Genomic DNA, 13,136 nt, shown 5'->3' with positions numbered 1-13,136 from the left:
TTGTTTAATAAAAAATGATCGTTATTTAGTAATGTGATAGTGCTATTCAGCTAAGTATAAATAGGTATACTGGAATCTCTTGTTATAAAAAGTAGCAATATCAGGAAAGACAATGACTGCACGTATTCAAAAAGGCAAGTTAGCGATTGCTAAAGAACTTTACGATTTTATCGAAAATGAAGCACTTCCAGGTTCAGGTTTGGACAGTGAAACTTACTGGAAAAACTTTGAACAAGTCGTTGTCGATCTTAGCCCAAAGAACAAAGCACTATTGGCTAAGCGTGATGACATTCAAGCAAAAATTGATGAATGGCACCGCAACAACAAATTTGAACTCGAAGCTTACAAAGCATTCCTTAAAGAAATTGGCTACTTATTACCAGAAGTAGAAGATTTTCAAATTACGACTGAAAATGTAGATGAAGAAATTGCATTATTGGCAGGTTCGCAATTGGTTGTACCTGTACGAAATGCACGTTACTGCCTAAACGCAGCCAATGCACGTTGGGGCTCTTTATATGATGCACTTTACGGCTTCGATGTTATTTCAGAAGAAGGTGGTGCAGAAAAAGGTAAAGGCTATAACCCAGTCCGTGGTGACAAAGTTATCGCATTTGCTAAAAATTTCTTAAATGAAACTTTCCCATTGGCAAATGGTTCACATGCTGATGCAACTAAATATGCGATTGAAGGCAAAAAATTAGTTGTAACGCTAAAAGATGGTTCAACAACGACTTTAGCGAAAGAAGCTCAATTTGTTGGTTTTAATGGTGAAGAATCTGCACCTGTTGAAATTGTACTGTTAAATAACGGCTTACACGTTGTTATTGAGATTGATGCAAACAGCCCAATTGGTAAAACTGACGCGGCAGGTGTAAAAGATCTTGTTCTTGAAGCTGCGCTTACCACGATTCAAGACTTAGAAGACTCAATTGCAGCAGTAGATGCAGAAGAGAAAGTTGAAGGCTACCGTAACTGGTTAGGCTTAATGCGCGGTACGTTATCAGAGTCTATCGAGAAAAACGGTAAAACTGTAACTCGTACTTTGAATAAAGACCGTACGCACAAAAACTTAATTGGTGGCGAAACCAAGCTTCACGGCCGTTCTTTAATGCTTCTTCGTAACGTGGGGCATTTGATGACAAACCCTGCGATCCTTGTAGATGGTGCTGAAATCTATGAAGGCATTATGGATGCATTGGTTACACCATTGTTAACTTTTGCAGACATTAAAGGTGAAAACGAAAACCAGAATTCGCGTAAAGGTTCTATGTATATCGTGAAGCCAAAAATGCATGGCCCAGAAGAAGTTGCCTTTGCAGTTGAATTGTTTGGTCGTTCTGAGCAAGCACTTGGCTTACCAGAAAAAACCTTAAAAATTGGTATTATGGATGAAGAACGTCGTACATCTGTAAACCTGAAAAACTGTATCGCTCAAGCAAAAGACCGTACTATTTTCATCAATACGGGCTTCATGGACCGTACAGGTGATGAAATCCATACCTTTATGGAAGCGGGTCCATTTGTTCGCAAAGGCGAAGTGAAATCTCAAATTTGGTTCCCAGCGTACGAAAATCGCAATGTCATGATTGGTCTTCAAGCCGGTTTACGTGGTAAAGCACAAATTGGTAAAGGCATGTGGCCGAAGCCAGACATGCTTGCTGATATGTACAAAACCAAAATTGAACATCCAGAAGCAGGCGCAAGCTGTGCATGGGTTCCATCTCCATCTGGTGCGGTGATTCACGCGATTCATTACCATCAATGTAACGTTTCTGTACGTCAGCAAGAATTGTTGGAAACTGAAGCATTGTCGTTAGATGATTTGTTAACGCCACCTTTAGCAACAGATACCAACTGGACAGCTGAAGAGAAAACCAAAGAGCTAGAAAATAACCTTCAAGGTATTTTAGGTTATGTGGTTCGTTGGGTTGACTTGGGTGTAGGTTGTTCGAAAGTTCCAGACATTAACAACGTTGGTTTGATGGAAGACCGAGCAACATTACGTATTTCTTCTCAACACGTTGCTAACTGGTTACGTCACGGCATTGTAACCGCTGCGCAAGTTGAAGAAGTGATGCAACGTATGGCGAAAATTGTGGATGAGCAAAATGCGAATGATCCACTTTATACGCCAATGGCACCTACATTTAATGGTTATGCATACCAAGCTGCGTATGACTTAGTATTTAAAGGTGGTGAACAACCATCGGGTTATACAGAACCATTGCTTCATGCAGCACGTTTAAAGTTAAAAGGTTATATAGGTGATTAATCTTCACCTTATCTAGTCAAAAAAGCCTCTTCGGAGGCTTTTTTTGTATATGATCAAAACATTAAAATGGAGTGAAAATCATGTATTTATGGCGGACAGATAAACTGATTGATGACTTAAAACAAAATAAGGTCAATCAGGCTGAATTTAAAAATTATTATCTGGCCAGTGGCGTTATTGTCTTGTTAGGTATTTTTGCTGCTAGTCAGATTGAACCTGAAGATGTAAAAACTAGCTTAGCACTATTTTTGATTAATTTAGGATTACTTATCAGTTGGACCAATGCCATCTTTAAGGCCAATGGTGGAGAGCAGGGACATGCTTTTTTAAACCGTCTGATTGCACTTTATTTACCCATTATGCTGAAAGTTACAGCATTTATTGTTGTTTTATATATTTGTATATTATTGATTTTTAATCAGTTTGAGAACTATTTTGATCCTGCTCAATTTGCACATATTAAAAATTTGATCAGTATGGCAGTTGATGTATTCTCTTCATTTTTGGTGTATTGGCGTATTTATGTCGCTATTCAGAAAATAAACAGTCCATTTCAATAAGATATAGTAAAAGCTTTTTATTGATCAATGGGGTAGAGAGCTTACTTCTAAGCTCAATAGTGCTAAAGGTAAAGCAATGGTCATGATCAATCATGGCCTGATTTAGGTAGGGTAGCGACAATAGAGGTTTAAAATATTTAAAAAATGTGTGCAAATTTTAAATCGCTGACTCTTGCTCAGCTTCAAAATTTAGGCTTAGTAGATATTCCTTTTGAATATCCAGATGAAGTTTATCCAAATTATGAATGTCCTTTACTTTTTCAGTCAGTACAAGGCTTGGAATGGCGCAAAGTCCATTTTGGTTTAATCGCCAAATGGTTGAATGATAAGTCAATCGCGTTAAAAACTTATAATGCGCGTAATGAAACTTTGATGCAAAAGCCGACTTTTCAAAATGCTATAAATAAATGCAAATTTGGTGTAATACCTGTTTCAGAGTTTTATGAGTCGAAATATATCGATGGAAAAGCTCAACGTTGGGGCGTACGTAGAAAAGATGGTCATGCATTTTATATTGCTGCTTTATATGAAATTTGCAAAAAAGGCGATGATCTTATTCGCTCTGCAACCATGCTGACGATGAATGCAATAGACCATGCCATGATGAAAGAATTTCATGAACCTAGCGCAGTAAAACGTTCAGTTATTGTGATTCCACAGGTGCGATTACAGGAGTGGTTAAATTGGAATTCTCCGAATATACAGTCTTTTGTGCAAGGTTTTCCTGTAGAGGAATTTGAATGCTCTTATGTACCTAAAATGAAAATCGAAAAAATTAGTCCCCAACTGAATTTTTTCGATTCATAATTTAGCTATAAATTAACGAGAAAGATTTTTAAAGATATGTTTTAAGCTTTCCATCGTTTTTTCAATTTGTAGTGGCGTAAGACCTTCAAAAGATTGTTCAAGGACGACATTGGTTAGGTCATTAATCTTTTGAGCCATTAAATGACCCTTTTCAGTCAAAATAACTCGGGTAATACGAGCATCATCTTCACATGAATAAGTGTCTACTAATCCTTCATCTTTTAAGCGATAGATAATTTTAGTGGTTGTCGACATTTTAGAAACCACCATTTCTGATAAATCAGAAACACTGGCATTGGCCTTAGACTTGAGTGCAAGCAAAATACGTCGTCTAGAATTATCGACACCATATTTTTTCAAAGCGTGGTCTACATTTAATACATATTGAGCATGTACTTGTGTAACCCAGTAAAAAGGAAAATTTTCTAGACTAAAATTATCGCCTGCCGGTAAAAATTTTGAATATTTCTTTGTCATAAAAGTTCCCGATTTTCTTGTAATTTTATTATAACGATTCACATTTTATGTAAAATAGTGGTTCAATATCAATAGTTTTTATGAAATATAAGTTGAGAAATGAAACTTATTTATCTGTTTCATTCTTGACATTTCAGATTGTTAATAATTGAAAAGTTTCACTCAGGGATAACAATATTTAACTTGATGAATTATAACAATACTTTTCATTACATTTTGTATGCCATTTTACATCATTAACATGTGAATCATATGTTGAGATTTCGCGGATAGAGGATGAATTATTTAGTGAGATGACTGGAGGGTACAGATCAAATTGGTGATTTATAAAAAATGTACATTTAAATCATACTTTGTATGTTCAGATATTTTTATAAAAAACACAAAAAATACATTACAAACTTTTCAGTTTATGCATAATAAAATTATCTTTTGTAGTAAAGGTTTTTTGTATGGATCCGTCGCCGTGCGCAGGTCTAGTTAATTTTTGTCAAATTCATAGTTTCGGAGAAATGAACTAATGGAGTTTTTATTAGATCCGGGAATATGGGTGGGTTTACTTACTCTTATTATATTAGAAATTGTTTTGGGGATTGATAACCTCGTTTTTATTGCTATTTTGGCTGAAAAACTTCCGCCAGAACAGCGTGATAAGGCCCGTGTGGTTGGCCTTTCTCTCGCACTCTTTATGCGTTTAGGCTTATTATTTGCCATTTCTTGGTTAGTCACATTGACTAAGCCACTGATTACTCTTTTTGATTGGACATTCTCAGGTCGAGACCTCATCCTTTTATTTGGTGGTTTATTCTTGGTTTATAAAGCCGTGACTGAACTACATGAAAAAATGGAAGGGAAGCCTGAAATTAAAGTGACTACAAATGTAGTCTATGCAGGTTTTACTGCTGTCGTTGCCCAAATTGTGGTGCTAGACGCCGTATTCTCCTTAGATTCTGTTATTACTGCTATTGGAATGGTCGATAACATCTATGTGATGATGGTCGCCATGATTGTTGCTATGGCGGTGATGTTACTTGCATCTAAGCCTTTGACCAATTTCGTCAATCGTCATCCAACTGTGGTTATTCTGTGTTTAAGCTTCTTGTTATTGATTGGGATTAGCTTAATGGCGGAAGGTTTTGGCTTCCACATTCCAAAAGGCTATATTTACTCAGGTATTGGTGTTGCAATTGTCATTGAGGCATTCAACCAATTTACCCAACGCAATATGGTAAAACAAGAATCTAAAATTCCGCTTCGTCACCGTACCGCAGACAGCATTTTAAAATTGATGGGTGGAAAGGTTCAAGCATCAGATAGTGTGAATCAGCAACAAGCGCAAGAAGCATTTGCAGATGAAGAGCGTTATATGATCGGTGGCGTGCTGACTTTAGCAGAACGTTCAGTTGCTTCTATTATGACGCCACGTAGCCAAATTTCTTGGGTGAACCTAAATGATACACCTGAACAAATTCGTGAGCAGGTACTTTCAGTGCCACACAGTTTATTTCCAGTGTGCCGTGGCAACGTAGATAAAGTCATCAGTATTGTTCGCGCAAAAGAATTGTTAGATGTTTTAGATGACGAGGCTGAACTGAAAGATCTCATTAAAAAACATCGACCAATTTATATTTTCGAAAAAATGAAAGTGATTGATGCAATTAATACTTTGAGGACATCGAAAGGTTCATTGGTCATGGTGACAGATGAGTTTGGTAATGTTCAGGGCTTAATTTCGCCACTTGATGTGTTTGAAGCGATTGCAGGAGAATTTCCTGACGCAGATGAACAACTTGATTTAGTCAAAATTGACGATAAGACATGGAAGGCTTCAGGTATGTTAGATATATACCAACTGGAGCTGGTGTTGGGCATGTTAGATTTAGTCGAGGATGATGCAGGTTATATCAGTGTTTCAGGTCTTATTTTGGATAAGATGCAAGGTAAGGTAGAAGTAGGCACAGAGCTTGATTACCAGGGTATTCGTTTTAAAGTGACGGAAATGGAAGCGAATAGAATTAAAACAGTTTTAATTCAAGCCTAAGATTCATAATCTTTTAATAAGAAATGAATCTTTTATAAATGAATACCAGTTTATTGAGAAATAGACTGGTATTTTTATCTCATTTGTAATACCTATTGAAAATTCATGGCTTATATTCAAGTCTATAAACTGGGTTTATAAATTTGAACAATTTATTATCAATAAATTTTATGGACTATATTTAAATTTTTTCTAATATTTAGGTCGAATGTTTTGGGGACATATAAAAGGGAAAATAAATTTTTAAAAATAGCGTTTGATTTATTTTAATGGTCAATTCTATTGAGAATTTTGACTGAAAAATAAAAATTTTAAAATTAGAAATGTTTTTAAATCAGATTTAGTGTTAAAAATAGATATAAGTGAATGATTAAATAAAAAATAAAAATGGATTAAAGCATTGTTCTGTACAGAACATATTTTTAACCATAAACTGGAATAGGCTATATGAAAATAGTAGAAACTATTGTTGATTTTAAACGTATGGTACCCAAAGAAAAACATGATTTTTTTCAGCAAGTTTTTGAGCTGGATCAACAGATTTTTCCACATTCTTCTATTGAAGAGCTTTACCGTTATGTTTATGACATCGATGCGCTTTCAGTTTCTATTGTCCAATACCATCATCAAAATAAACTAATTGGGCAAAATATCATTCAAATTTTAAAACTGATTTTAAATGGAAATCCTATTTTTATTATCAGTTCGCGTGCGGGCTTCTTGGCTGAATACCGCGGAGGTAATAGAAGTCTTAAGTCGGCAATTCGTGTTGCATTAAATCATAAGATTCGTTACCCCATGTATCCGCTATGGTTTGTTCCAACCATCATGCACCCTAAAATTTATACTTTATTTGCTTCTCGTTCTGCCAATTTTTTCCCGCGTGTCGGAAAGAAAATGCCACAAGCACATGCCGATGTTTTACAGTTACTACATAGCCAATATAATGCTGTCGAGGTTCGTGGCGAAAATTTATATGTACATCCCTATGATTTGCCTAAAGTTATTCCTGAACAGTTAATTTGCTTGCGTATAAAAGCTGACCTACATAACCAGTTTTTTATGCAACATGTACCAGATTATTTTTCGGGTATAGGGTTAATATGCATTTGTTGCTTAGACTTTAAAACCATTTGTGAAACAGTGGTTAATTTAGCGCTTGATCGTAAAGTGTATTAAATGATCTATTTTTCCGCATTTATAGAGGTAAAATATTAAAGTCGCTGTATTGCTGAAAATCTTCGGCATCTAATGTGTAAATTTCATCTAAAAAAGCCACATTGAAGCTACCTACGGTTTTTGCACGTTCATAGGCTTTTTTACCCGCAATTGCAAAATGTATGTGTGCTGCTACTGTACCTGCGGTAATGTTATTGCTCACGGCGCAATAGGCCGCTGTCAGCGCACCTAGAGCACAGCCTGAAGCTGTAATTTTAGGTTGCAAATATGACCCACCGTTAATTTGAATAACAGAATTTAGTTCTTTTGATAAAATAAAATCCGACTCACCTGAAATAGCGATACAGGTCGCATGCTCTAAAAGTGGCTGTGCTTGACGATAAACTGACGCACTACTAACGGTACTATCGACACCTTTTGATTGAATTTGATTGCCTGCTAGAGCGCCAATTTCAGAGGCATTACCACGAATCACGGCCGGATTGAATTGCAATAAGGTATCGACCATTTCTGAACGCCATTTTAAGATTGGGCCATAACCAACAGGGTCAAGTACCCATATTTTGTCAAGGCGTTGTGCTGTTTGTGCTGCAATGAGCATGGCTTGCATTTGCTCGGAGGTGGGCGTGCCTAAATTTAAATTAATTGCACTGGCAATACTGGCAAAACTTTCAGCTTCAAATGGGTTATCAATCATGGCTGGAGAGGCACCAGCAGCCAATAAAATATTGGCAACGTAATTGTTCGCCACGCCATTGGTCATAATGTGTACTAAAGGTTGCTGGGTTTTCAGCTCCGTCCATGCATCAATGACTTGTTGCAAGAGTGGTGCAGTTAAACCTGACAGGGAGGTGTTCATGGTCTTGTTCATCTGTTCTGGATGGTTCATTGAGTTTCTCCCTAGCGCGTGAAATAATGGTCTTGTTGTTTACAGTTGTGGCAAAAAAGTGAAATATGCTGTTCGGCATCATATTCAACCTTCAAATCATCTGACCCACAATGCATACAACGTTTCATCGCGAAAAATTTTAAGCGAGGTTCAACTTTTTCCCAAATTTTCCAAATGGGTTGAACAAAAACTGATTCATCATTGCCAAGAAAGCGAAAAAATAAAATCTCAGCCATTTTTGACATGGGAATTTGTGGTGGATGAGGCAGTGTGGTTGTTACCCATTTTTCTTGCAGACTACGTTCACGATATTGCTGAACAGTTTTTTTCAGTAAATTAGTATTAATGAATTTTTCATTACGGGGTTGTAGCAGTTTTTGTTGATGCAAATAATCTAAGGCTGTTTGCATTAAGTAAAAAATTTGTCCAACGGCTAGGCTGTCTAATAAGCGGTAGCATAAGGTTCTTAAACCATTATTTCCCGAAATTTGGACTTGCCACATCCGACAGTAAAACTGCATGAATTGGACAATTTTTTCATACATAATTTCATAAATCGCATCTTTGACTTCATCTGAATGCTTAAAGGGAACACCTTGCGACAAATTTTCATAAAACCAAAGACGCAATTTGTGAGTAATACTATATAGGCTTGGTTCTGAATAACCGTCTAACCGAACGTTAATATAATATTGTCCTGCTTCATTTGCATAATCCCTTAACGTCAAAACATGCAAATCAATCATGCGTTTCATGATGTTTTTTTGGTACAAATAATTAGGTGAAATAGGGTAATACTTTATTTTTTCCCAATCGATGAATTCGTCATGTTGCGAATTTTCAAAAACCTGTTCATCTAAAATAGACAATAAAAATAACTTTTGGATAAAACTGAGCTGATTCAGTTTGTGCTCCATATCGGCTTTGTCTTTACCTTTGTTTTTTTGTTTGTAAGTTTCTTGATTTAGCGCTTCTTTAATGAGCTTTTTACGACTGGTTTGGCAACCTATACAGTGGCAGGTATGCACTTTATCTTGATAGATTTTGTGCTCACAATAGCTACATTCGTGATAATTCAATTCTTTATCATACTGCTCTGCTTCTACCCAATACATAGATGCACGGCACAAAGGACATTGTGTACTTTCATCTAGTTTTTTTTGCAGAATTTGAAGCATAGCAAGGCATCATTGGTGAATTGGCTTGGCTATTATACACAGCAAAATTAATCTAGCGCGCCTTCTCTTGAGTAAATCACAAGTGCATACTTTTTATTCAATTCGTAAAAAATAGCTACTTGAATTCGCTCTTTACAGCAACTAAATAGAGATAATTTATTGTAGCTAGAAGTAGAAAAATGATGATTGAAATTATTTTGATCACGATCTGGCAAGTGAAGAATGTTCAGTTAGCGTTGATGAAAAAATAGAATCATACAAAGACTATCTAAAAATGTAGCATCTATTTTGAATGATTTTCCTAGAAATTGACTCGTTTATCAGCAATGCATAAATCAATCTATGTTTTGAATTGAAAATTACACCTGTCAGTCCCATATATAAAACAAAGTAATGCACAGACAGCCTGCAAAACTTATCGTATGATTAAATCATTTACACTTTTTGATAATAAACAGCTGTCTAGGCTCGTGCAAAAGGATCAGGACATTTTATGAATATTGTGGCAAATCCAGTGGTTGAAGTTGACCAAACTGTCTATTTAAAAGATTATCAAAAACCTTCATTTCTTGTCGATTCTGTTGATTTAGATATTCAAGTATTTGACGATAAAACTTATGTTACTGCTAAATTGGTGATGCAACGTCAAACGGCTGGCGATTTAGTGTTACTTGGTCGCGACTTAGAACTAAAATCGATTGCTCTTAATGGTCAAGCGCTGGCTGAAGATGCATATACCTTAGATACTGAACAGCTGGTGATTGCGAATGCACCTGATCAAGTTGTCATTGAAACCCAAGTGCTGATTCACCCCGAAACCAATACCCAGTTGGAAGGTTTATATCAAGCCAGTGGTGATTTGTTTGTTACACAAAATGAGCCTGAAGGTTTCCGTAAAATTACTTTTTACCCAGACCGTCCAGATGTACTTTCAGTTTTTACCACACGAGTTGAAGCAGACAAGAAATTCCCTGTACTTTTGGCCAATGGTAATTTAATTGAAGCGGGTGAGGCGGGTAACGATCGTCACTATAGCATTTGGCAAGATCCAACCAAAAAACCTGCTTATTTGTTTGCCTGTGTAATTGGTGATTTGGCTGTTTTGAAAGACCGCTATGTGACCTCTGAAGGTCGTGATGTGGCTTTGGAAATTTATGCAGAGCCCAAAGACATTCCGAAATGTCATATTGCCATGGAAGCCTTAAAGCATTCGATGCGTTGGGATGAAGAACATTATGGCCGTCCATATGACTTAGACAATTATATGATTGTTGCCACCAGTGCTTTCAACATGGGTGCAATGGAAAACAAAGGGTTAAATATTTTTAATACTTCATGTGTCCTTGCCGATGAAGAATTTACCACTGATGCAGCCATCATGCGCGTACAGTCCGTTATTGCGCATGAATATTTTCACAACTGGACAGGTAACCGAATTACCTGTCGTGATTGGTTCCAACTGTGCTTAAAAGAAGGTTTGACGGTTTTCCGTGATCAATCGTTCTCGGAAGATTTACAGTCGGCTGCGGTACAACGGATTGATGATGTTGCCGTATTAAAAGCACATCAATTCCCTGAAGATTCAGGCCCGCTGTCACATCCACCGCGTCCAGACCATTTTGTCGAAATTAATAACTTCTATACTGCTACTGTATATGAAAAAGGTGCGGAAATTAACCGCATGATGTTTACGCTCTTGGGTAAAGAAAAATTCCGTAAAGGTACAGACGAATACTTTGAGCGCCACGATGGGCAAGCAGTTACTGTAGAAGATTGGGTCGCTGCACTGACAGCGGGTTCAGGTGTCGATTTATCTGCATTCCTGATTTGGTATAACCAACCGGGTACACCAAAATTAGAAGCACAAGGGACTTACGATGCGACTGCACAGACCTATCAATTAAGCTTTAAACAAAGCCTAAAAGCACATGCTAAATATGCAAATTTAAAAGCCGTGCCTATTCCTGTGGCTTTGGCCTTATTTAATGCAGAAACGGGCGAACAACTGACGTTGAATTCTACTGCACTGTTTGAAAATGGCGTGAAAGATGGGGTGTATTTATTTGATACAGATACAGCAACCATTGAATTTACAGGGGTAACCACGAAACCTGTAGTTTCGTTGCTTCGTAATTTTTCTGCGCCAGTGAATTTAGAGTTTAATTACTCAGATAAAGAGCTGGCATTTTTAATGCAATTTGAACCCAATGGTTTTAACCAATGGCAAGCGACACAAACCTTATTAGACCGCATTTTACTGAATGATCATGTTGCTGATATTTATATTCAGGCAATGAAAAATACTTTACCTGATTTAATTCAAAAAGATCCATTATTGGCTTCGCGACTATTTGATGTACCTGCCGAAGGTTATTTGGGTAGCCGTATTGATGCTGGATATAACCCTGTGCAGATTCAGGAGAAGCGTAATGCTTTACTGAAAACTTTGGCGCGTGAATTAGGTTCATTCTGCAAAGATACTTATCTTGAATTAGATCCAGATAATCAAAAAGAATTTTCACAAGCCATGGGTGTACGTGCATTAAAAAACATCATGCTCATGATGATGGCACGTCAGGGTGATGTCGATGCTTTTGAGTTGGCTCATCAACAGTATCAGACGACGCGCAACATGTCTGAGCGTTTAGGCGCATTGAAGGTCTTGGTGTGGAATGATGCCCCACAAGCCAAAGAGGCTTTAGCAGACTTCTATACACATTTTAAAGATGAAGCACTGTCTATGGACCAATGGTTTATGGTGCAAGCTGCACATCCAGAAGCAACAGCGGCCACAATAGCTTATTTAACTTCACATCCAGATTATGACTTAACAGTGCCTAATCGTATTCGTTCAGTCAGTGGTGGTTTGAATGCTAATCCAGTCAATACATGGAGTTTTGGCGTACAGCATTTCATTGAACTGGCTAAGTATTTAGATGAGAAAAACCCAATTGTCGGTTCACGATTATTACAGGTACTCTCACGCTGGTATACCTTAGCGGAACCGCAACGCAGTCAAGTTCAAGCAGAGCTAGAAGCGTTGAAACCATTGGTAAAATCGAAGAATGTATCAGAATCTTTAAATAGCATGCTTGCCGTATAAATTTTAAGCTTCTAAAAGCCTTGTACTTTTGTTGTGCAAGGCTTTTTTTTTATGCCAATTTGATGACCCATAATGTGCTTATGATATTTAAAGGGGACAAAAATAGCAGAACATATAGCTTTAAAAGGTTAATCAGTATGCTTTATTTTTTTGAAAATGCGTTATATGTCACATTTTGTTGATATAATCCCTTGATAGTATCTTTAAATTATTTAGAGGTTTTAACGCATTGGTTTGGATAGATTATTCCAAATAAACCAATGCCAGTTATTTAGTTTGAGGCGGTTATGTTAGTTAAGGTTGAAGACGGTTTTTATTTAAACTCTCAACATATTATTGCAGTTCGTATTTCTAAAAATCCCCAAGATGATGCATTTATTATTACTGTCGAATACTCTCCCAATAGTACGCAAAATACAGGATTCTTTGAGAAAAAATTTCATAATGGTATTGATGCCGAAGTGTATTTACAAAACTTGCATCAAATGATTAGTAAAGCGTAAACACGGTTTAGGGGCTTAAAGTGGCTGAATAGTCATTTTTTGCCTTAAGACCTCAAGCAAAATTCGTACATTTTTCTAAATTCAGGTAGATTATTCTTCTGAAAAGAAAAATATGAGTAGAAAA

General features: G+C 36.7%; 10 protein-coding genes. 7 read left to right on the top strand and 3 right to left on the bottom strand.

Annotated features, from left to right (window positions below):
* The first annotated feature begins 112 nt into the window (after positions 1 to 112).
* From BBP83_RS10965 to BBP83_RS10955, 3 genes are all read left to right on the top strand, one after another.
* On the top strand, positions 113 to 2,275 hold the full coding sequence (locus BBP83_RS10965; protein WP_068888429.1) for a malate synthase G: 2,163 nt from the start codon (positions 113 to 115) through the stop codon (positions 2,273 to 2,275).
* Between the two features lie 80 nt (positions 2,276 to 2,355).
* Positions 2,356 to 2,835, top strand: a complete 480-nt coding sequence (locus tag BBP83_RS10960) for a hypothetical protein (protein ID WP_068888427.1) — start codon at positions 2,356 to 2,358, stop codon at positions 2,833 to 2,835.
* Between the two features lie 144 nt (positions 2,836 to 2,979).
* Complete coding sequence (locus BBP83_RS10955) at positions 2,980 to 3,642, top strand: SOS response-associated peptidase family protein (RefSeq protein WP_068888425.1); 663 nt, start codon at positions 2,980 to 2,982, stop codon at positions 3,640 to 3,642.
* A 12-nt stretch (positions 3,643 to 3,654) separates the two neighbouring features.
* Here the strand turns inward: BBP83_RS10955 and BBP83_RS10950 are convergent, their stop codons facing one another.
* Entirely contained in the window at positions 3,655 to 4,119 is a 465-nt protein-coding gene (locus BBP83_RS10950; RefSeq protein WP_068888423.1) for a MarR family winged helix-turn-helix transcriptional regulator, read from the bottom strand.
* Positions 4,120 to 4,639: 520 nt separating this feature from the next.
* On the opposite strand from BBP83_RS10950, the gene BBP83_RS10945 reads away from it, so the two are divergent.
* Both BBP83_RS10945 and BBP83_RS10940 read left to right on the top strand, forming a co-directional pair.
* Positions 4,640 to 6,160, top strand: a complete 1,521-nt coding sequence (locus tag BBP83_RS10945) for a TerC family protein (RefSeq protein WP_068888420.1) — start codon at positions 4,640 to 4,642, stop codon at positions 6,158 to 6,160.
* 447 nt (positions 6,161 to 6,607) lie between these two features.
* Complete coding sequence (locus BBP83_RS10940) at positions 6,608 to 7,339, top strand: hypothetical protein (RefSeq protein ID WP_068888418.1); 732 nt, start codon at positions 6,608 to 6,610, stop codon at positions 7,337 to 7,339.
* A gap of 19 nt (positions 7,340 to 7,358) precedes the next feature.
* On the opposite strand, the gene thiM is transcribed toward BBP83_RS10940, so the two are convergent.
* Together thiM and BBP83_RS10930 are read right to left on the bottom strand one after the other, a co-directional pair.
* Entirely contained in the window at positions 7,359 to 8,228 is an 870-nt protein-coding gene (thiM, locus tag BBP83_RS10935) for a hydroxyethylthiazole kinase (protein ID WP_068888416.1), read from the bottom strand.
* Positions 8,229 to 8,239: 11 nt separating this feature from the next.
* Positions 8,240 to 9,406, bottom strand: coding sequence for a hypothetical protein (locus BBP83_RS10930; RefSeq protein WP_068888414.1), 1,167 nt, complete (start codon positions 9,404 to 9,406; stop codon positions 8,240 to 8,242).
* A gap of 493 nt (positions 9,407 to 9,899) precedes the next feature.
* Between BBP83_RS10930 and pepN the strand changes: the two genes are divergently transcribed.
* Complete coding sequence (gene pepN / locus BBP83_RS10925) at positions 9,900 to 12,509, top strand: aminopeptidase N (RefSeq protein WP_068888412.1); 2,610 nt, start codon at positions 9,900 to 9,902, stop codon at positions 12,507 to 12,509.
* A 287-nt stretch (positions 12,510 to 12,796) separates the two neighbouring features.
* Positions 12,797 to 13,012, top strand: a complete 216-nt coding sequence (locus BBP83_RS10920; RefSeq protein WP_068888410.1) for a hypothetical protein — start codon at positions 12,797 to 12,799, stop codon at positions 13,010 to 13,012.
* Positions 13,013 to 13,136: the final 124 nt, after the last annotated feature.

Source organism: Acinetobacter celticus, from assembly GCF_001707755.1.
Taxonomy (GTDB): Bacteria; Pseudomonadota; Gammaproteobacteria; order Pseudomonadales; family Moraxellaceae; genus Acinetobacter; species Acinetobacter celticus.
The sequence above is the reverse complement of the archived record's forward strand: the minus strand, read 5'-3'. Positions and strand labels throughout refer to the sequence as shown.

Bases quoted from the DNA above. Each gene is read 5' to 3' on its own strand.
- BBP83_RS10965 (WP_068888429.1), top strand. From the start codon at position 113: ATGACTGCACGTATTCAAAAAGGCAAGTTAGCGATTGCTAAAGAACTT.
- BBP83_RS10960 (WP_068888427.1), top strand. From the start codon at position 2,356: ATGTATTTATGGCGGACAGATAAACTGATTGATGACTTAAAACAAAAT.
- BBP83_RS10955 (WP_068888425.1), top strand. From the start codon at position 2,980: ATGTGTGCAAATTTTAAATCGCTGACTCTTGCTCAGCTTCAAAATTTA.
- BBP83_RS10950 (WP_068888423.1), bottom strand. From the start codon at position 4,119: ATGACAAAGAAATATTCAAAATTTTTACCGGCAGGCGATAATTTTAGT.
- BBP83_RS10945 (WP_068888420.1), top strand. From the start codon at position 4,640: ATGGAGTTTTTATTAGATCCGGGAATATGGGTGGGTTTACTTACTCTT.
- BBP83_RS10940 (WP_068888418.1), top strand. From the start codon at position 6,608: ATGAAAATAGTAGAAACTATTGTTGATTTTAAACGTATGGTACCCAAA.
- thiM (WP_068888416.1), bottom strand. From the start codon at position 8,228: ATGAACCATCCAGAACAGATGAACAAGACCATGAACACCTCCCTGTCA.
- BBP83_RS10930 (WP_068888414.1), bottom strand. From the start codon at position 9,406: ATGCTTCAAATTCTGCAAAAAAAACTAGATGAAAGTACACAATGTCCT.
- pepN (WP_068888412.1), top strand. From the start codon at position 9,900: ATGAATATTGTGGCAAATCCAGTGGTTGAAGTTGACCAAACTGTCTAT.
- BBP83_RS10920 (WP_068888410.1), top strand. From the start codon at position 12,797: ATGTTAGTTAAGGTTGAAGACGGTTTTTATTTAAACTCTCAACATATT.